Source organism: Belnapia moabensis DSM 16746, assembly GCF_000745835.1.
Lineage (GTDB): Bacteria > Pseudomonadota > Alphaproteobacteria > Acetobacterales > Acetobacteraceae > Belnapia > Belnapia moabensis.
In genome coordinates, this window is sequence record NZ_JQKB01000009.1 from 41,887 (window position 1) to 61,204 (window position 19,318).

Sequence of the window (19,318 nt, forward strand, 5' to 3'; positions counted from 1 at the left end):
CGGGCCTATACTCCCCGCATGGCCCCCCGCCGCTCCCCAGATCCGCCTTCCGACCTTTTCGGCGAGTCCGCCCCGCCGCCGCCCCGCGCCGAGATGCCGGCCGGTCCGCGGCCGCTCGCTGACCGCCTGCGCCCGGCCGAGCTGGAGGAGGTGGTCGGCCAGGACCATCTGGTCGGCCCGGCAGGCGCGCTGACCGGCATGCTCGCCCGCGGGGCGCTGGCCTCGCTGATCCTCTGGGGGCCGCCTGGCGTTGGCAAGACGACCATCGCCCGGCTGCTGGCGGAGCGGGCTGGCCTCGTCTTCGTCCAGCTCTCTGCCGTCTTCTCCGGCGTCGCCGACCTCAAGCGTGCCTTCGACGAGGCCCGCCAGCGGCGCCGGGCAGGGCAGGGGACGCTGCTATTCGTCGATGAGATCCACCGCTTCAACCGGGCCCAGCAGGACGGTTTCCTCCCGGTGGTGGAGGACGGCACAGTGACGCTGGTCGGCGCCACCACCGAGAATCCGAGCTTCGCCCTCAATGGCGCGCTGCTCTCGCGCTGCCAGGTCCTGGTGCTGCGCCGGCTGGATGAGGCCGCGCTCGACCTGCTGCTGACCCGCGCCGAGGCTGAGGCCAGCCGCCCCTTGCCGCTCGACCCGGCGGCGCGGGCCAGTCTCAAGGCCATGGCCGATGGCGATGGGCGCTACCTGTTGAACCTCGCCGAGCAGCTTCTCGCCCTGCCGCCCGGCCAGGCGCCGCTCGATGCCGCGGCCCTCGGCGAGTTGCTTGCCCGGCGCGCCGCCCTCTACGACAAGGATCGGGAGGAGCACTACAACCTCATCTCGGCGCTGCATAAGTCGCTGCGCGGCTCAGACCCCGATGCGGCGCTCTACTGGTTCGCTCGCATGATCCAGGGCGGTGAGGACCCGCGCTACATCGCCCGCCGGCTGACGCGCTTTGCCGCCGAGGATGTCGGCCTCGCCGACCCGCGCGCCCTGCCGCTGGCGATCGCCGCCTGGGAAACCTATGAGCGCCTCGGCTCGCCCGAAGGGGAGCTGGCGCTTGCCCAGCTCGTCCTGCATCTTGGCACTGCGCCGAAGTCGAATGCTGCCTATGTCGCCTGGGGTGAGGCGCAGCGCGCCGCGCGCGAGACCGGCAGCTTGATGCCGCCGAAGCACATCCTCAACGCACCGACCAAGCTGATGAAGAATCTCGGCTATGGCCGCGGCTATGCCTATGACCATGACGAGGCGGATGCCTTCTCGGGCCAGGACTACTTCCCGGAGGGGATGGAGCGCCGCGCCTTCTACCGCCCGGCCGGCCGCGGCGCCGAGGCCGCGATCGGCGAGCGGCTGGAGCGTTGGGCGGCGCTCCGGGCCGAAAAGAAGGGCGGCTGAGCTACCGCTGCGCCACCCGCTCGTCGCGGTCCGGCACCTGCACCGGCTGCACCACCACCGGCGCCGTGCCCTGCTCGCGCATGCCGAGATCCTGTGCCGTCTTCGGGCTCAGGTCGATCACCCGGTTCCGCGCATAGGGACCGCGATCCTCGACCTTTACTTCGGCGGTCCGGCCATTCTCCAGATTGGTGACCCGTGCCGTCGTGCCGAGCGGCAGGGTACGGTGGGCCGCCGAGTTGGAGCGGGCGTCAAAACGCTTGCCATTCGCCATGCGCCGGCCGTTGAACCTTTGTGCGTAATAGCTGGCGGTACCGCGCTGCGGCCGCGCCTGGGCCCGGGCCTGGTGTTGAGGGGCTCGCGCCTGTTCGGCGGCTTGAGCGGAGAGGACATGGCCCGGGGCGACGACGCCAAGGACCATGAGGGCCGCGCCGGCGGCCATTGCTGCTATCCGTGTCATGCTTCCGTTACGCCTGGGCGGCGGGAAAGTTCAACCCAACCCTGTTCGCATCGCGAGCGGCGCTGGGCTACACAGCGCGCATGACCATCCAGACCCGGATCGTGGCCGAGGCGGAGGCGGATACCCGCCTCGACCGCTGGTTCCGCCGCCACTTCCCCCAGCTCACCCAGGGCGCGTTGCAGAAGATGCTGCGCACCGGCCAAGTCCGCGTCGACGGCCGGCGCGCCGAGGCCAATACCCGCCTCGCCGCCGGCCAGGAGGTCCGCATCCCGCCGCTGCCGGATGGGCCGCCGCCGGAGCGCGACCAGTTCCTCGTCTCGCCCGAGGATGCCGAGATGCTGCAAGGCCTCGTCCTCCACCGCGACGAGAGCCTGATCGTGCTCGACAAGCCGCATGGCCTGCCGGTGCAGGGTGGCCCGGGCATCACCCGGCACCTCGACGGCATGCTGGATGCGCTGCGCTTCGGCTCGGAGGAGCGTCCGCGCCTGGTCCACCGCCTCGACCGCGATACCTCCGGCGTGCTGCTGCTGGCTCGCACGCCGGCCGCCGCCGCCTTCCTCGCCAAGGAGTTCCGCGGCCGCGGGGTGGAGAAGACCTATTGGGCCGTCGTCACCCCGCCGCCGCAGATCGAGGATGGCCGCATCGACATCCCGCTCGCCAAGCTGGACGGGCCGCGCGGCGAGCGCATGCAGGCGGTGGAGGACCCGGATGCGGGCGCCCGCGCCGTCACCGATTTCCGCACCCTCGATTCCGTCCGCGGCCGTGCCGCCTGGCTGGAGCTGAAGCCGCTCACGGGCCGTACCCACCAGCTTCGCGTGCATTGCGCCGAGGGGCTCGGCACCCCGATCCTCGGCGACGGAAAGTATGGCGGCGGCGCCGCCCATCTGGACGGGCTGCCGGGCGAGCTCCATCTGCATGCCCGTGCGCTGCATCTGCCGCATCCGGAGGGCGGCGTGCTGGAAGCCTATTCGGCCTTGCCGCACCATATGCGGGAGACCTTCGCCTTCTTCGGCTTCGAGGCTCCGAAAACGCCGAAAGCCCGGCGCCTCGCCGCCCGGCGCTGATCGCCACCAGCGGGAGAGTTCGCCAATGCCTGCCACCTCCCGCCGCCGCTGGCTCCGTTGGGTTCTGATCGCCCTGGCCGTGCTGGTGCTGCTGCCCGCCGCGGGCTTCGCTGCGCTGTTGCTGACCTTCGACCCGAACAGCCAGAAGCCGCGCATCCAGGCGACGGTGGAGGCGGCGACCGGCCGTAGCCTCACCCTCGGCGATATCGGCGTGAAGCTCGCCCTGGCACCGACCCTGACGGTCGAGAATGTCGCTCTTGCCAATGCCCCGGGCGGCAGCCGGCCACAGATGCTGACCATCCGCCGCGCCGAGGTGGAGCTTGCGTTGCTTCCCCTGCTTTCCCGGCGGGTGGAGGTGCGTCGCCTGGTGCTGCGGTCCCCCGACATGCTGCTGGAGACCGATGCCGAGGGCCGCCCGAACTGGACCTTCACGCCCGCCGGCCGCGCCGCCGCCCCGCCGCCGCCACCGCAGGCGGCTCCCGCCGAAGCGGCGCGCGAGACCGGCCAGCGCCTCGGCATCGCCGTCGACCAGGTGGAACTGACCGATGGCTTGCTCGCCTGGCGCGACGGCCGCACCGGCGCCAGCCGCAGCCTCGCCATTTCCCGGATCGAGACCCGCGCCGACATGGCCGGCGCCCTCCGGCTGAACGGGCAGTTTGCGCTGAACGGCGTCCCCGTCGCCCTCTCCGGCGAGACCGGCCCGATCGAGCGCCTGACCGACCCCGCTGCCACCACGCCCTGGCCGATCCGCCTCGCGCTGGAAGCCGCCGGTGCCCGGCTGGCGGCGCATGGGTTCATCGCCCAGCCGCGGCAGATGCGTGGCTGGCGGATAACGGTCGAGGCGCAGGTACCGGAGTTGGAAAAGCTCGCTCCGCTGCTGCCGGATGCCCCGCTGCCGCCGCTGCGCGACCTTGCCTTGGCCGCTAGTCTGGACGAGGCGGCGGTGAGCGATCTCCGCCTGACCCTTGGCGCCTCGGTGCTGGATGCGGTGCTGCCCGGCCTCCGCCTGACCAGCCTCACCGCCACGCTGCCGCGACAAGACCAGCCGCTTACCCTTGCCATGGAGGCGGCGCTGAACGGCGTGCCGCTGCGCCTGGGCGGCACGCTCGGGGCGCCGAGCCTGCTGCTGCCAGGCGCGGCACCGCAGCCCTTCCCGGTTGATCTCAGCCTCGCCGTGGCCGGCGCCACCGGTACGGCGAAGGGCGCGATCGCCGATCTTCGCCGCCTTGCCGGGGTCGACCTAGCGCTGTCCCTCCGCGCTCCCGACCTTGCCGCCTTCGCGCCCCTCGCCGGTACGCCGCTGCCGGCGGTGAAGGACGTTTCCCTCGATACGCGCTTCGCCGAGCGCACGCCGGGCTTTGCCGGCGGCGCCTTCCTGCGCGGGCTGCGGGTCGCCTCCTCCGCCGGCGATGCGGCGGGGGACCTCACTTATGTCATCGGCCAGCGCCAAGGCGTCATGGGCAGCCTCGCCTCCACCCGGCTCGACTTCGACGCGCTGCGCCTGCCACCCGCCGCGCCCGTGGCGGCGGCAACGGCAGCACCGCCCCCGCCGGCGGATCGCCGTGTCATCCCCGATGTGAAGCTGCCGCTGGAGGCGATCCGCATCATCGATGGCGACCTCCGCTGGCAGATCGGCAGCCTGATCGCCCAGGGCGTCACCCTCCGGCAGGTGCAGGCGCATCTGCTGATCCAGGATGGCCGCGCCCGGCTTGATCCCTTCGCCGCGCAGATGCCGGGCGGCCCCGTCACCCTCCGCGCCGCGGCCGACCTGACGACGACGCCGCCCACCGTGCAGGTCGCGGCGCAGTCGCCCGGCCTCGACCTCGCCCCGCTGCTGGCGGCGCTAGGGCAGGCCCAGCCTTTGGCGACCGGCCAGCTTGGACTTGATGCCGACCTGCGCGGGCATGGCAGCGACCTCCGCGCAGTCGCCGGCAGCGCGCATGGCCATCTCGGCCTGTCCGTGGTGCGCGGCAGCCTCTCCGGCAGCCTGATCGAGAAACTCCCGGCCGATCTTCGCCGCCTGCTGCCGGCCGGTGTCGCGGGGCGGGACGTCGCGTTGCGCTGCCTCGCCCTCCGCTTCCAGGCGGAGGACGGCATGGCGCAGTCCCGGGCGCTGCTGCTCGACACCGCGCTCGGCCGGCTGGGCGGGGAGGGGGGCGTGAACTTCAAGACCGAGGCGCTGGCCTTCCGCCTTCTGCCCGATCTCCGGCTCGGCGGCATCGAGCTGCGGGCGCCGGTCAATATCGCAGGCACCATGCGCGCGCCCCGTGTCGGCGTCTCGCCGGAGGCGGCCATCGCCGGTGGGCTCGGCGCTTTCCTCTCACTGCAGAATACGCCGGATCGCAGCCTCCAGGCCCTGGCCGGCGTGCTCGGCGGCGGCGGCCCGGCCCTGCCCGACTGCGAGGAGCAACTCGCCATCGCCCGCGGCGGCCAGCATGGCCCGGCACCCGCTGCCGCACCGCCCGCCCCGGCGTCGAATCCAACCCCCGGCCCCGCCCAGGCGTTGCCCGCCCCGGCGCAGGAGCTGCTGCGCGGCCTCTTCGGCCGAGGACGATGACATGAAGCGTTTCTGGGACAACGCCGCCACCATCCCGCAACCGGGCGGCTTCGGCGTGGTGCTGGACGGCAAGCCGGTGCGCCTGCCGGGCGGCGCCCCGCTGGTGGTCGATCATGCCCCGCTCGCCGAAGCGATCGCGGAGGAATGGGCCGCGGCCGGCGGCGGCGCCCGCGGTGGCGCGATGAGCATGAACGACATGCCGCTCACCCGCCTGGTCGGCACCGCGCAGGAGCGCATCGCCCCCGACCCCGCGGCGATGGTGGATGGCCTCGCCCGCTATGGCGAGAGCGACCTGCTCTGCTACCGCGCCGAGGATCCGCAGCTGGCCGCGTTGCAGGCCGCCGAGTGGCAGCCCCTGCTCGACTGGGCCGCGCTCCGGCACGATGCTCCCCTGCGCGTCACCGCGGGCATCATGCCGATCCGCCAGGAGGCCGCCGCGGTCGCCGCCTTGCGTGCCGCGGTCGCCGCCCGCAACGCGGTGGAACTCGCCGCCCTTGGCGTGCTGGTCCCCGCCCTGGGCAGCCTGGTGCTGGGCCTCGCCGTGGTGGAGGAGCGGCTGGAGGCTGCCGACGCGCATCGCCTCGCTATCCTCGATGAGACCTTCCAGGAGGAGTTCTGGGGCCTCGATCACGAGGCTGCCGAGCGCCGCGCCCGCATCGCCGGCGAGATCGCGGTCGTTGGTCGTCTGCTGTCGCTGGCGAGGCGGACATGAACGCTCATCACCTCCGTATCGAGGGCCGCGTTCAGGGCGTCGGCTACCGTGCCTGGATGGTCCGCGAGGCCCGCCGCCTCGGCCTTTCTGGTTGGGTCCGCAACTGCCTGGACGGCAGCGTGGAGGCCGTCATCGCCGGGCCGGAACCCGCCGTGCAGGCGCTGCTGACCGCATGCCGCCGCGGCCCGATCGCGGCGCGCGTCGACCGCATTGTCGAGGATTTCGCCGAGTTGCCGGAGAGCGAGGGCTTCCACCAACGGTGATGATCGACCCTGGCCGGCGTGGGGCGGCGTTACGGCGGGCAGGGGACCTAGCATATGGCGGAGAGGGTGGGATTCGAACCCACGGTAGGCTTGCACCTACTTCGGTTTTCGAGACCGACGCGATCGACCACTCTGCCACCTCTCCGGGTCGAGGGCAGCCCTATAGTCGGCCACGGCCCGGAGTGCAACGCCCTCACGCGACCCGCTGCTGCTCCATCAGCAACTCGGCGATGCGGAGTGCCAAGGTGGCCTGGTCGTAAACCTTCGCCAACACCTCGAAGCCATGATCCGCCGCGCCCTCGACCGGACCGGCATAGCCCGTCGCCAGCAGCACCGGCAGCAGCGGGCGCAGGCGCCTCGCCTCCCGTGCCAGCTCGATGCCCGTCATGCCGCCCGGCATGACGATATCGCTGAACAGCAGGTCGAAATGCTCATGGCGCTCGAACAGCGACAGAGCCTCCGGCGCGTCCTGCGCCGCGATCACGCGAAAGCCGGCATCGCGCAGCGTCGCGGCTGCGATCTCGCGGACCCGCTCGTCATCCTCCACCACCAGCACGATGGCGCGGGCGACGGCGCGGATGCAGTCCGGCGCCGGTGCCGCATGGACCGGCTCCTGCGCCGGCGCCTCGGTTGCGGCCGGCAGGAAAAGCGTCACCACCGTGCCCTCGGCCGGGGCGCTGTCGATGGTCACATGGCCACCAAGCTGACGGATGAAGCCGAAGACCTGCGAGAGTCCGAGCCCCGTGCCCTTGCCCCGCGGCTTGGTGGTGAAGAAGGGTTCGAAGGCCCGTTCCCGTACCTCGGGCGGCATGCCCGTGCCGGTATCCTGGAGGATGAGGGCCACGTGCAGTCCTGGCTTCGCATCCCCGTTGCCGGCGAGCTGCTCCGCTTCCAGCCAAGCCGCCCGGGTCGACAGGGTCACCGCCCCACCCCGCGGCATCGCATCCCGCGCATTGATGGCGAGGTTCAGCAGCGCCGCCTCGAGCTGCGTGGCGTCGGCCCGGCAAGGCGGCAGGTCCGGGTCGAGCCGCAACGCCAGCGTCACCGTTTCGCCGAGCGCACGCTGGATGAGCGGGGCGAAGCCCTGCACGAGTTCATTCGCATCGAGGCTCGTAGCGTGCAGTTTCTGCTGCCGGGCGAAGGCGAGAAGGCTGGCATTCAGCCGGGCGCCGCGTTGCACGGCATCCCGCGCCAGGCCGATATATTTCCGCACCCGCTCATCGGCGCCGCTGCCGATATGCCGTTCCAGCAGATGCACCGTGCCGAGGATGGCGGTCAGCAGGTTATTGAAGTCATGCGCTACGCCGCCGGTCAGACGGCTGAGCGATTCCAGCCGCTGCGCCTGCAGCAGCCCTGCCTCCACGGCCTCGCGCCGGACGATCTCGGCCTGTAACTCGTCCCGGCTCTGGCTGAGGCGGTGCTGCACCGCCTGTTCGGAGCGCCAGCGGCGGACGGCCAGCAGGGCGGTGAAGCCGAGCGCCAGCGCGACGCAGGCGCAGACCGCCGCGGTCCAGGCCGTATTGGCCAGCCATTGCGCATGCACCCAGTCCAGCGAGAGGCTGATGGACACCACCAGGGGGAATTCGCCGACCTGGCGGAAGGCGGTCAGCCATTCCCGCCGCTCGCCGAAGCGTTCGATGACCGGGCCGGTGCTGCTCGGATGCCGAACGGCCTCCGGCACGGTGGCGGGATCTGGCGGCCCGAACAGCCCGTCGCCCTCGGCTGGATGTGTGACGAGCACTTGCCCATCCGTCCGCAGCAGGGCGAAGCTGGCCTGGCCCTCCGGGTCCATCGCATGCCATTGCGCCTGGAATTAGCCGGGCAGGATGGAGCCGATCACCGCGCCGTCGAACTGGTCACCCGTGCTTGCGCGTCGCCGCGCGACGGCGAAGCTGACGATGCCGGTGAGCCGCGCCCGAGCCGGCTCGCCGAAGACGAGGCCCGGCTCCCCGTCGCGGAGACGGCGGAAATAGGAGCGATCGGCAATCGAGAGGGGTGGTGTCGGCCAAGCAATGCTGAGGGTCGTCACCCGCCCGTCCGGCCGGGTGAGGTGCAAGGCCGTGATCTGCGCCAGCCCCTCATCGAGGTCCTGCATCCAACGATGGAGTTCCGCGCCCCGGGCCTCGATCTCGTCCCAGCCGAGGCCACGGATGCGATCCTCCATGCGGTCGAGCACCAAGGCATTGGTCTCGGCGACCTTCAGCGCATGTTCCTTGGCGATGGCCGAGAGCCGGGTGATGTCGGCATAAGCCTCACCGTAGAGGCGGGTACGGTCGTACCAGGAGACGCCGCCCAGGAAGCCGAGCGGAACGACGATCGACGCCACCAGCAGAAGCCGCAGGGACAGCGGCAGCCGCCCAGGCAGAGAGACCCGCCGTGCCAGGTCGGCAGCGCCCTTCATCTCAACATCTCTGAAACGGTTGCCGACTCGTGCGGTATCTTGTAACGAGAGTCCGATCACGTTTTCGGCAAAATCGTTTCGAAATCTAAGGCGTCAATGCGCCTCGGCCCAGCTCCGCCCGGTGCCGACCTCGACGGCGAGGGGCACGCGAAGTGTGGCGACGCCCTCCATCACCTGTCGGACCAGGGCCTCGGTCGCCTCCACCTCCGCTTCCGGCACTTCGAGCACCAGCTCGTCATGCACCTGCAGCAGCAACCGGGCCTTGAGGCCTGCTTCGCGCAGTGCGCGCGGCAGCCGTACCATGGCGCGCTTGATGATCTCGGCCGCTCCGCCCTGGAAAGGAGCATTGATGGCGGCCCGCTCGGCCCCGGCCCGGCGCACCGGGTCCTTGGTGCCGATATCCTGAATCCAGAGCTTCCGCCCGAAGGAGGTGGAGACGTAGCCGCGCAGCCGCGCCTCCTCCTTCAGCCGCTCCATCGCCGCGCGGATGCCGGGATACTGGCCGAAATAGGCGTCGATGATGCCCTTGGCCTCACCGGCGCCGATGCCGAGCCGCCCGGCCAGGCCAAAGGCCGACATGCCGTAGATGATGCCGAAATTGATGGTCTTGGCGCGCCGCCGCGCTTCCCGGTCCACCGCCTCCGGGGCGAGGCGGAAGATGTCGGCGGCCGTGCGCGAGTGGATGTCCTGCCCGGTCTCGAAAGCCTCGCGCAGCGCCGGCACATCGGCCATGTGCGCCAGCAGCCGCAGCTCGATCTGCGAGTAGTCGGCCGACATAAGCACATGGCCCGGATCGGCGACGAAGGCACGGCGGATGCGCTGGCCTTCCTCGGTGCGGACCGGGATGTTCTGCAGGTTCGGCTCGGTCGAGGCCAGCCGCCCGGTGCTGGTATTCGCCATCGAGAAGTCGGTGTGGACGCGCCCCGTGCGCGGGTCGAGCTGCGCCGTCAGCCCATCCACATAGGTCGATTTCAGCTTTGAGAGCTGCCGCCAGTCGAGCACCTTGCGGGCGAGGGGAATGCCCTGCGCCGCCAGATCCTCCAGCACCGCGGCATCGGTGCCCCAGGCGCCGGACTTGCCCTTGCGGCCGCCCGGCAGCTTCATCTCGTCGAACAGGATCTCACCCAGTTGCTTCGGCGAGCCGACGGCGAAGGGGCGGCCGGCAAGGCCATGGATCTCCTGGTCCAGCACCGCCATCCGGGCGACGAAATCCTCGCCGATGCGGGCCAGCTCGACGCCGTCGACCTTGATGCCCTCCACCTCCATGTCGCGCAGCACGGCGACCATCCGCCGTTCCACCTGCTCGTAGAGGGCGAGCGACCCATCCTCGCGCAGCCGCGGCCGCAGCACATGCCAGAGGCGGAGCGTTACATCGGCATCCTCCGCGGCATAGGCGGTGGCCTTGTCGAGCGGGACAGCGGCGAAGCTGATGCGGGCGCGTCCGGTGCCGGTCACCTGGTCATAAGGGACGGGCGTATGGTCGAGATGGAGGCGGGAGAGCTCGTCCATCCCATGCCCGTGCTTCCCCGCTTCCATGGCGTAGGAGATCAGCATGGTGTCGTCGATCGGGGCGACGGCGATGCCGCCATTCTCCGCACGGCCCAGCACTTCGAGGTCGTATTTGGCGTGCTGCAGCACCTTCAGCACGCTGGGATCTTCCAGCAGCGGCTTCAGCGCCGCCATAGCCTCGGTAAAGGAGAGCTGCGGCGGGGCGGCCTTCTCAGGCTCGGTCGCCAGCATGTCGCCCTGGCCGGCGCCGGCGGAGACATGCCGCAGCGGGATGTAGCAGGCCCGGCCCGGCGCGGTGGCGAGGCAGACGCCGACGAGATTGGCCTTCAGTGCATCGAGGCTGTCCGTCTCGGTGTCGAGGCCGATGACGCCGGCGGTCCGCGCCTCGGCGATCCAGGCGGCGAGCGTTTCGGGCGTCGTTACCGTCTCATAGGGACCGAAGGGCGTGGCACCAGGGTCTGCCGGGGCGGCAGGCGCGGCGGCGGCGGCCTGGGCGGCGCTGATGGCGCTGTTGCGCGCCCGCGTCGCCGCATCGCCGGCCGCCTCGCCGAGGCCCATCCGGGCGATGACGCTGCGGAAGCCCTGGTCGGCCAGGAATTTGGAGAGCGCCGCCGGCTCCGGCGGGCGGACCGCCAGCGCTTCGATCGGCACGGTCAGCGGCGCTTGGTCGTCGAGCGTCACCAGCCGCTTCGAGAGCCGTGCCTGCTCGGCATATTGCTCGAGGTTCTGCCGCCGCATCGGCTGCTTGATCTGGGCGGTATTGGCCAGCACCGATTCCAGGTCGCCATAGGCGAGGATCAGCTCGGCCGCGGTCTTCGGCCCGATCTTCGGCACGCCAGGGACATTGTCCACCGGGTCGCCGATCAGCGCCTGGACCTCGATCACCTTCTCCGGCGGCACGCCGAATTTCTCGACGACCTCCGCCTCGCGGATCGGCTTCCGCTTGATCGGGTCGAGCATCTGCACGCCGGGGCGCACCAGCTGCATCAGGTCCTTGTCGGAGGAGACGATGGTCACCTCGCCGCCGGCCTCGCGGAAGGCGCGGGCATAGGCGGCGATCAGGTCGTCGGCCTCGAAGCCCGGCGCCTCCACCTGGGCGACGCCAAAGGCTTCCGTCGCCTCGCGGATGAGGGCGAATTGCGGGACCAGCTCCTCCGGCGGCTCGGGCCGATGGGCCTTGTAGTTCGGGAAGATCTCGTTGCGGAAGGTGCTGCGGCTGGCATCGAAGACCACCGCCAGATGGCTGCCGCGATGCTCGGCCAGGAAGCTCGACAGCATCTGGGTGAAGCCGAAGACGGCATTCACCGGCGTGCCGTCCGGCCGCGTCATCGGCGGCAGGGCGTGATAGGCGCGGAAGATGTAGCCCGAGCCATCGACCAGGACGAGGTGCCGGGTCCCCGGCGCCGCGACCGGGACGGCGGCCCCCTCAGTGATGGTCGTCGCCACCAGCACCCGCCTTCAGCACATAGGTGATGGAGCAATAGGGACAGGTCACCTGGTTCTGGTTCGGGTTCATCGGCAGCCAGACCCGGGGATGGCCGAGGCCGGGGCCCGCAACCTCGCCATCGCAGGGCACCTTGCGGCTGGTCACCTCGATCCGCTGCACCGGGGTCACGCCCTCGATGAGCTTCGGGGTGTATTGGGTGATCTTGCCGTCGCGCATCGGCGGTCCTCAATGGGAAGTCGGGTCGGGCGCACCATAGTCGCGGGCGGCCCCTGCGTCACGTCACCCCGCGCGGGGATGCGCCCGCCGCCAGGTCTCGAGTAGCGCCGCCGCATCCACCTTGGTGTAGCGCTGGGTGGTGGAAAGGCTGGCATGGCCGAGCAGTTCCTGGATCGCCCGCAGATCGGCGCCGCCGCCCAGCAGATGCGTGGCGAAGGAGTGCCGCAGCGCATGCGGCGTCGCATGCTCCGGCAGGCCAGCGAGCCGGCGGTAATGCTGCATGCAGCGCTCCGCGACGGTGGGGCTGAGCCGCGCCCCGCGCGCTCCGCGGAACAGCGGCGCCTCGGGCGGCGCGTCGCCGCGCTCGTGCAGATAGGCGGCGACCGCCTCCCGCACCGCTGGCAGCACCGGCACCAGCCGCTCCTTGCCGCCCTTGCCCAGGACGCGAAGCGCCGCCTGGTTGCCGGGCAGGGGGGCATCCCGCACATCGAGGGCCAATGCCTCGCTGATCCGTAGTCCGCAGCCATAAAGCAGGGTGAAGAGCGCCACGTCGCGCGCCGCCTGCTCGGCCGGCCGCTCGGCATGGCCCGGCTGGTGGATGCTGCCAGTCCGAGCTGCCACCTCCTTCGCCTGCTCCGGCGTAAGCGCCCGTGGCACCGGCGGCTTGGCCCGCGGCCCACGGATGTTGGCAATGGCGAGCGGCGCCAGCCCCCTGGTTTTGGCGAGATGGCGCAGGAAGCCGCGGATGGCGGCGAGCTGCCGTGCCCGCGTCGCATTCCCCGCCCCGGCATTGGCCCGGGCGGCGAGGAAGGCGCGGATATCGGCCGGCCGCAGGGCGGCGAGGGCCGCGAGGTCTGGCTCCTCCCCTAGATGCCCGGTCAGGAAGGCGAGGAAGTCGCGGAGGTCGAGCCCATAGGCCTCGACCGTATTCGCCGCCGCCCGGCGCTCCCGTGCCAGCCAGTCCAGATAGCCGGCGGCGAGGTGCCGCGCCTCGGTCAGCGGGCCAGCGCCGCCGCCACCGCGCGGCCGAGGAAGGCGAGGGTCGCCGTCGCCTGCCGGGTCGGCAGGGCCTGCGGGTCCCGCGCGCCGAGGGTCATCAGCGTCGGGTGGCCGGTCCAGACAGGAACCCGCACCAGCGCATCCCGCATCACGAGAGAGGCAGCCTCCTGGTGCAGCAGTTCGATATCGGTGGGCGTCGGCCGCACCAGCGCATCCTTGCCGGGGCCGAGCAGCGCCGCCACCATGCCGCGCGGCAGCTTCGGCACGCCGCGGCGATCAGGTGTCTCGGCCAGCAGCGTGCAGCTCTCAACGCCGAGCAGCGCCGGCAGCTCCTCCGTCACCGTCTCCACCACATCCTGCGCCCGCATCAGCGCCAGCACGGCGAGGCGGACACGGATGGACAGCCCATGCCCGGCCCGCCCGGCGGTGACGGCGGCGTCGACCTCCGCCTCCAGCGAGCGAACGCGGCGGCGCTCGGCGGCCAGCATGGCCGCCATATGGTCGGCCAGGCGCTCGCCATGGATGCGCTGCGGCGGGCTGAGGGCGCGGAACAGGTCCGGCCGCTCCGCCAGGAAGTCGGGATTGTCCCGGAGGAAGGCGGCCACCGCCTCGGGCGCCGGGGGCAGGGGGGCAGCTTCGGGTGCCGGCAGCAGCACCAGCTCGGCGCCGGGCATGGGGATGGCGTTCACAGAATGCTCTGGCCCGTCTTGCGCCAATCGGCCAGGAAGCTGTCAAGCCCCCGATCGGTCAGCGGGTGCTTGAAGAGCTGGCGGATGACATTCGGCGGCAGCGTCGCCACCTCCGCGCCGAGCTTCGCCGCCTCGACGATGTGGACCGGGTGGCGGATGGACGCGACCAGGACTTCCGTCTTAAAATAGGAGTAGTTTCGGTATATCTTGAGGATGTCCGCGATGAGGAGCATGCCATCATAGGCAATGTCGTCGAGCCGGCCGACGAAGGGCGAGATGTAGGCTGCCCCCGCCTTGGCGGCGAGCAATGCCTGGGCCGCGGAGAAGCAAAGGGTGACATTCACCTTCGTGCCCTCGTCGGCGAGGCTGCGGCAGACGCTGAGCCCGGCCTCGGTCAGCGGCACCTTCACCGCGACATTCTTGGCGATGCCGCGGAGGAATCGGCCCTCCGCCAGCATGGTGTCGAAATCCGTCGCTGTGACCTCGGCGGAGACCGGGCCGGGGGTGATCTCGCAGATCTCGGCGATCACCTCCGCCATCTTGCGCCCCGACTTGGCGATCAGGCTCGGATTGGTGGTGACGCCATCGACCAGCCCGGCCTCTGCCAGGGCGCGGATTTCATTCACCTCGGCGGTGTCGACGAAGAACTTCATGGGATGGGCCCTCAGGCCGACCCTCTTCTGGGCCGGCGTTGGAGGTGGGCTCGGCCGGTTAGGCCGAAGGGACTCAAGGACCTGAAATCGTTGCCTATTTGCTCAATACCAGGATAACCGATGCAGGCCAGGTCGGGGAAGCGGCGCGATATGAAGGACACGCCACCTGTGCTTTCTGTGCAACGGGTTGGGGTTCTTTTGCCTCTCCCACTCGTGGGGGCTTATGACTACCGCGTGCCGCCGGGTCTGAATATCCGATCAGGCGAATTCGTGACCGTTCCCCTCAATCACAGGACGCTGATCGGGGTGGTCTGGGATGCCGCGGAGGCGAGCGAGGCCCCGCCGGTCGCCGATCATCGGCTGAAGCCCATTACAGGCGTGTTGCCTGCGCCGCCCATGACGCCGAGCCTCCGCCGCTTCATAGACTGGGTGGCGGCCTATACGCTGAGCCCACCCGGCGCCGTGCTGCGCATGGCGATGAGCTCGACCGCCGCGCTGGAGCCGCCGACCCAGCAGGCCGGCTGGACGCTGGCCGGCCCCGGCTCCAACCGCCAGCCGCGGATGACGCCGGAGCGGCAGCGCGTACTGGCGCAGATGCAGCCCGGCCGGGTCTATGCCGGGGCGCCGCTCGCCGAGGCGGCCGGCGTTTCGCTCGGCGTCCTGCGCGGCATGGCGGATAACGGGCTGATCCGCCCGGCCCTGCTGCCGCATGCCAGCCGCTTCAACCGGCCCGACCCGGAGCATCCCGGCCCGAAGCTCGGCGGCGCCCAGGCCGAAGCGGCGGCGCGCCTCGTCGCCAAGGTCGCCGACCGGAGCTTCGGCGTAACATTGCTCACCGGCGTCACCGGCTCTGGCAAGACTGAGGTCTATCTGGATGCGGTGGCGGAGGCGCTTCGCCAAGGTCGTCAGGCGCTGGTCCTGCTGCCGGAGATCGCCCTTTCCGCCCAATGGCTCGAGCGGTTCAAGGCGCGCTTCGGCGTCGCCCCCGCCCTCTGGCATTCCGAGGTGACGCCGCGCACCCGCCGCGACACTTGGCGCGCCGTGGCGGAGGGGGAGGCGCCGGTCGTGGTCGGCGCTCGCTCCGCCCTCTTCCTGCCCTTCCCCGATCTCGGGCTCATCGTCGTCGATGAGGAGCACGAGACCGCTTTCAAGCAGGAGGACGGCGTCGTCTACAACGCCCGCGACATGGCCGTGGTCCGCGCCCGGATGGCCTCGGCCTCCTGCGTGCTGGTCTCGGCGACGCCCTCGCTGGAGAGCCTCACCAATGCCGAGACCGGCCGCTACGAGGCGCTGAACCTGCCCGAGCGCCATGGCGGCGCCAGCCTGCCGGCAGTGGAGACGATCGACCTCCGTCGCACCCCGCCGGAGCGCGGCCGCTTTCTCTCCCCGCCGCTGATCGAGGCCGTCACCGCGACGCTGGAGCGTGGGGAGCAGGCGATGCTCTTCCTCAACCGCCGCGGCTACGCACCGCTGACGCTTTGCCGCCATTGCGGCCACCGCATGCGTTGCCCCAACTGCACGGCGTGGCTGGTCGAGCACCGTGCGCGTCGACAGCTGCAATGCCATCATTGCGGCCATGCCGAGACCCCGCCGGCCGAATGTCCGGAATGCGGCTCCGCCAACAGCCTGGTCGCCGTCGGGCCCGGGGTGGAGCGGGTGCTGGAGGAAGCCGCCGCGCATTGGCCGGAGGCCCGGCGCCTGGTGATGGCGAGCGACACCCTGCCGGGCCCCGCCGCGGCCGGCATGGCGGCGCAGCAGATCCAGAACCGCGAGGTCGATCTCATCATCGGCACCCAGATCGTCGCCAAGGGCTGGCACTTCCCGCACCTTACCCTGGTCGGCGTGGTCGATGCCGATCTCGGTCTCGCCGGCGGCGACCTCCGCGCCGCGGAGCGGACGGTGCAGCTGCTGCATCAGGTCGCCGGCCGCGCCGGGCGGGCTGAGGCGCCGGGCCGGGTGCTGCTGCAGAGCTTCAGCCCGGAGCATCCGGTGATGGGGGCCCTCATCTCTGGCGATCTCGATGCCTTCATGTCGGAGGAGGCGGCGATTCGCCGGCCCGGCCACTGGCCGCCCTTCGGTCGACTCGCGGCGCTGATCGTGAGTTCGGAGGACGAGCGGGAGGCGGACCGTACCGCCCGCGACCTCGGCCTCGCTGCGCCGGGCGGGGAGGGGGTGCAAGTGCTCGGCCCCGCACCGGCGCCGCTCGCCCTGCTGCGCGGCCGGCACCGGCGCCGGCTGCTGCTGAAGACACGGCGGGAGGTCGCGGTGCAGCCCATCCTGCGCGATTGGCTGGCGCGGGTGCCGGTGCCGAACAGCGTCCGCGTCCAGGTCGATGTGGACCCGGTCAGCTTCCTCTGAATCCGCTCGCGGGGCACGGCTGGAACATGGTATAAGAGTTACTTAGAGGTAATTTACGCAAGGAGGACAGCGCCATGCCCATCCTCGACGCTACCGAAATCGCCGCCTGGGCTTTGATCGCGGGCGCCGTGGTCTATGCCGGCCTGGCTTCGCGCGGTGTGGCGACGGCGGCGGTCGCCGCGGCGCTCGCGGCCATTGCGGCGAAGACGGTGCTGATCGGCTACGCCTGAGGCGGCCGGAGCTTTTGCGACAGAACGCCCACGCCTTCGATGCGCCGGGCGAAGACCTTTACGTGGCCCCGCTCTGGGCCCGCGACCGTCGAAAAATGCTGCGCGATGGAGTGAATTCGGCCCGCCGGCGCGGATTGCGGGGCTGTAAGCCCCATGGTAAAGCCCGCCCGCCGCGACGGGAGACCCCGCCACGGACCCGCGCTTGCGCACCACCAGGAATCAGGACCGGGATCGCCCGTGGCCTCTGCCGAGACCATCGCCACCAACGCGCCCAAGGCGCCCACCCCGACCGGCCTCGCCGAGCGCTATGCGCTGGCGATGTTGGGTCTCGCCGATGACCGGCGCGCGACCGATCCTGGCGCGCTCGACCGCATCGCCGGCGATCTGGAAGCGCTCGCTTCCCTTTGGCTGGGAGACGCGGATTTCCGCGGCTTCATCGCCGATCCGCGGCTCGACTCCGTCGCCCAGCGCAAGGGTGCCTTCGCGGTGCTCGATCGCGTGGGGACGGGGCCAGAGGTGCGGAACCTGGCCGGTGTGCTGATCGGCAACCGGCGCCTCGCGCTGCTGCCGCAGGTGGCCGCCGCCTTTGGTGCCCAGCTCGCGGCGCGCCGCGGTCAGCAGGTGGCCGAGGTCATCAGCGCCCATGCGCTTACCGATACCCAGCGGGCGCAGATCGCCGCCCGTCTGACGGAGGCCGGCTATTCCGGCGTCAAGCTTACGGAGCAGGTGGATCCCTCGATCCTCGGCGGGCTGATCGTGCGGATCGGCTCCCGGCTCTACGACAACAGCATCAAATCCAAGCTGCAGAGATTGCAGTACGCCATGAAGGGGGCCGCCTGACCATGGAAATCCGTCCCGCCGAGATCTCCGAGATCCTCAAGAAGCAGATCGCCGGCTTCGATGCCGAGGCGAATGTGGCCGAGGTCGGCACCGTGCTTACCGTGGGTGACGGCATCGCCCGCGTCTACGGCTTGCAGAACGTGATGGCCGGTGAGCTGGTGCTCTTCCCGAGTGCCGGCATCCGCGGCATGGCGCTGAACCTTGAGACCGACAATGTCGGCATCGTCATCTTCGGCTCCGACGCCGAGATCAAGGAAGGCGACACCGTCGAGCGCACCGGCGACATCGTCGATGTGCCGGTCGGCCGTGGACTGCTCGGCCGCGTGGTCGACGGCCTCGGCAACCCGATCGACGGCAAGGGCCCGCTCACCGACGTGACGCGCACCCGCGTCGAGGTGAAGGCGCCGGGCATCATCCCGCGCAAGTCCGTGCATGAGCCGATGCAGACCGGCATCAAGGCGATCGACGCCCTGATCCCGATCGGCCGTGGCCAGCGCGAGCTGATCATCGGCGATCGCCAGACCGGCAAGACGGCCGTCATCATCGATACCATCATCAACCAGAAGGCGATCAACGCCGGCACGGACGAGAGCAAGAAGCTCTACACGATCTATGTCGCCGTCGGGCAGAAGCGTTCGACCGTCGCCCAGCTGGTCCGCACGCTGGAAGAGAACGGCGCGCTCGAGTACTCGATCGTCATCGCCGCCACCGCCTCCGAGCCGGCGCCGCTGCAGTTCCTGGCGCCGTACACCGGCTGCGCCATGGGCGAGTTCTTCCGCGACAACGGTATGCACGCCGTTATCTTCTACGACGACCTGTCGAAGCAGGCCGTCGCCTACCGCCAGATGTCGCTGCTGCTGCGCCGTCCGCCGGGCCGCGAGGCCTATCCGGGCGACGTCTTCTACCTGCACTCGCGCCTGCTCGAGCGTGCGGCCAAGATGAACGACGATTTCGGCGCCGGCTCGCTGACCGCGCTGCCGGTCATCGAGACCCAGGCGGGCGACGTCTCGGCCTATATCCCGACCAACGTGATCTCGATCACCGACGGGCAGATCTTCCTCGAGACGGAGCTCTTCTTCAAAGGCATCCGTCCTGCCGTGAATGTCGGCCTGTCGGTGTCGCGCGTCGGTTCCGCCGCCCAGATTAAGGCGATGAAGCAGGTCGCCGGCCGCATCAAGCTCGAGCTGGCGCAGTACCGCGAGATGGCGGCCTTCGCCCAGTTCTCCTCGGACCTCGATGCCTCGACCCAGGCCCTGCTCGGCCGCGGCGCGCGGCTGACGGAGCTGTTGAAGCAGCCGCAGTACAAGCCGGTCCCGGTCGAGGAGCAGGTCGTCTCGCTCTTCGCCGGCACTCGTGGCTACCTCGACAAGCTGCCGGTCTCGGCGGTCGGCGAGTTCGAGCGGCGGATGCTCTCGGAGCTGAAGTCGCGCGAGCCGGCGCTGCTGGAGTCCATCCGCACGGACCGCGAGATCAAGAAGCCGACCGAGGACAAGCTCGTCGCTTTCCTCGACGGCTTCGCCAAGTCCTTCTCGGCCTGAGCTAGGAGAAG

At 70.7% G+C, this 19,318-nt stretch carries 17 protein-coding genes, 1 tRNA gene and 1 pseudogene; 9 read left to right on the top strand and 10 right to left on the bottom strand.

The window, feature by feature from the left end; genetic code table 11:
* The first annotated feature begins 18 nt into the window (after nt 1-18).
* On the top strand, nt 19-1,374 hold the full coding sequence (locus tag EP26_RS07890; RefSeq protein ID WP_043337631.1) for a replication-associated recombination protein A: 1,356 nt from the start codon (nt 19-21) through the stop codon (nt 1,372-1,374).
* 1 nt (nt 1,375) lies between these two features.
* Here the strand turns inward: EP26_RS07890 and EP26_RS07895 are convergent, their stop codons facing one another.
* Nucleotides 1,376-1,813 carry a septal ring lytic transglycosylase RlpA family protein gene (locus tag EP26_RS07895; RefSeq protein ID WP_245624324.1) on the bottom strand — a complete coding sequence of 146 codons (438 nt, stop codon included), beginning with the start codon at nt 1,811-1,813 and terminating at the stop codon, nt 1,376-1,378.
* 98 nt (nt 1,814-1,911) lie between these two features.
* On the opposite strand from EP26_RS07895, the gene EP26_RS07900 reads away from it, so the two are divergent.
* From EP26_RS07900 to EP26_RS07915, 4 genes are read left to right on the top strand one after another with little or no spacing between them, the layout of a single operon-like run.
* Entirely contained in the window at nt 1,912-2,895 is a 984-nt protein-coding gene (locus EP26_RS07900) for an RluA family pseudouridine synthase (RefSeq protein WP_043337633.1), read from the top strand.
* A 25-nt stretch (nt 2,896-2,920) separates the two neighbouring features.
* Nucleotides 2,921-5,452 (top strand): AsmA family protein, encoded by a 2,532-nt coding sequence (locus tag EP26_RS07905; RefSeq protein ID WP_043337635.1) that lies wholly within the window; start codon nt 2,921-2,923, stop codon nt 5,450-5,452.
* Between the two features lies 1 nt (nt 5,453).
* A complete protein-coding gene (locus EP26_RS07910; protein WP_043337637.1) occupies nt 5,454-6,164 on the top strand; it encodes an ATP12 family chaperone protein in 711 nt (236 codons plus the stop codon).
* Nucleotides 6,161-6,427: an acylphosphatase gene (locus tag EP26_RS07915; RefSeq protein ID WP_043337638.1), complete on the top strand. Its 267-nt coding sequence runs from the start codon at nt 6,161-6,163 to the stop codon at nt 6,425-6,427. Before EP26_RS07910 ends, EP26_RS07915 begins: the two co-directional genes overlap by 4 nt.
* A 55-nt stretch (nt 6,428-6,482) precedes the next feature.
* Here the strand turns inward: EP26_RS07915 and EP26_RS07920 are convergent.
* The 9 genes and pseudogenes from EP26_RS07920 to fsa all read right to left on the bottom strand — a co-directional run bounded on the left by EP26_RS07920 (nt 6,483) and on the right by fsa (nt 14,341).
* Nucleotides 6,483-6,572: transfer RNA gene (locus EP26_RS07920), tRNA-Ser, on the bottom strand.
* Nucleotides 6,573-6,620: 48 nt separating this feature from the next.
* Nucleotides 6,621-8,219: an ATP-binding protein gene (locus tag EP26_RS07925; protein WP_052388932.1), complete on the bottom strand. Its 1,599-nt coding sequence runs from the start codon at nt 8,217-8,219 to the stop codon at nt 6,621-6,623.
* Between the two features lie 21 nt (nt 8,220-8,240).
* Complete coding sequence (locus EP26_RS07930; protein WP_043337639.1) at nt 8,241-8,828, bottom strand: PDC sensor domain-containing protein; 588 nt, start codon at nt 8,826-8,828, stop codon at nt 8,241-8,243.
* Between the two features lie 93 nt (nt 8,829-8,921).
* Nucleotides 8,922-11,783 (bottom strand): DNA polymerase I, encoded by a 2,862-nt coding sequence (gene polA / locus EP26_RS07935; protein WP_084112397.1) that lies wholly within the window; start codon nt 11,781-11,783, stop codon nt 8,922-8,924.
* The gene (locus tag EP26_RS07940; protein ID WP_052388933.1) at nt 11,764-12,000 is read right to left on the bottom strand and encodes a zinc-finger domain-containing protein; all 237 of its coding nucleotides are present in this window, start codon (nt 11,998-12,000) and stop codon (nt 11,764-11,766) included. Before EP26_RS07940 ends, polA begins: the two co-directional genes overlap by 20 nt.
* Before the next feature lie 63 nt (nt 12,001-12,063).
* Nucleotides 12,064-12,621 (bottom strand): tyrosine-type recombinase/integrase, encoded by a 558-nt coding sequence (locus EP26_RS38460; protein ID WP_342669092.1) that lies wholly within the window; start codon nt 12,619-12,621, stop codon nt 12,064-12,066.
* 159 nt (nt 12,622-12,780) lie between these two features.
* A pseudogene (locus tag EP26_RS38465) lies at nt 12,781-12,999 on the bottom strand (site-specific integrase); the annotation flags it as partial.
* Nucleotides 12,996-13,688 (bottom strand): DUF484 family protein, encoded by a 693-nt coding sequence (locus EP26_RS07950; RefSeq protein ID WP_157033439.1) that lies wholly within the window; start codon nt 13,686-13,688, stop codon nt 12,996-12,998. The pseudogene EP26_RS38465 and the gene EP26_RS07950, both read right to left, overlap by 4 nt.
* On the bottom strand, nt 13,685-14,341 hold the full coding sequence (gene fsa, locus EP26_RS07955; protein WP_043337643.1) for a fructose-6-phosphate aldolase: 657 nt from the start codon (nt 14,339-14,341) through the stop codon (nt 13,685-13,687). Before fsa ends, EP26_RS07950 begins: the two co-directional genes overlap by 4 nt.
* 150 nt (nt 14,342-14,491) lie before the next feature.
* Between fsa and EP26_RS07960 the strand changes: the two genes are divergently transcribed.
* From EP26_RS07960 to atpA, 4 genes are all read left to right on the top strand, one after another.
* Nucleotides 14,492-16,699 (top strand): primosomal protein N', encoded by a 2,208-nt coding sequence (locus EP26_RS07960; protein WP_157033448.1) that lies wholly within the window; start codon nt 14,492-14,494, stop codon nt 16,697-16,699.
* A gap of 74 nt (nt 16,700-16,773) precedes the next feature.
* On the top strand, nt 16,774-16,929 hold the full coding sequence (locus tag EP26_RS34690) for a hypothetical protein (protein WP_157033440.1): 156 nt from the start codon (nt 16,774-16,776) through the stop codon (nt 16,927-16,929).
* 153 nt (nt 16,930-17,082) lie between these two features.
* A complete protein-coding gene (gene atpH / locus EP26_RS07965) occupies nt 17,083-17,769 on the top strand; it encodes an ATP synthase F1 subunit delta (RefSeq protein WP_084112387.1) in 687 nt (228 codons plus the stop codon).
* Nucleotides 17,770-17,771: 2 nt separating this feature from the next.
* On the top strand, nt 17,772-19,307 hold the full coding sequence (gene atpA / locus EP26_RS07970) for a F0F1 ATP synthase subunit alpha (RefSeq protein ID WP_043337648.1): 1,536 nt from the start codon (nt 17,772-17,774) through the stop codon (nt 19,305-19,307).
* Nucleotides 19,308-19,318: the final 11 nt, after the last annotated feature.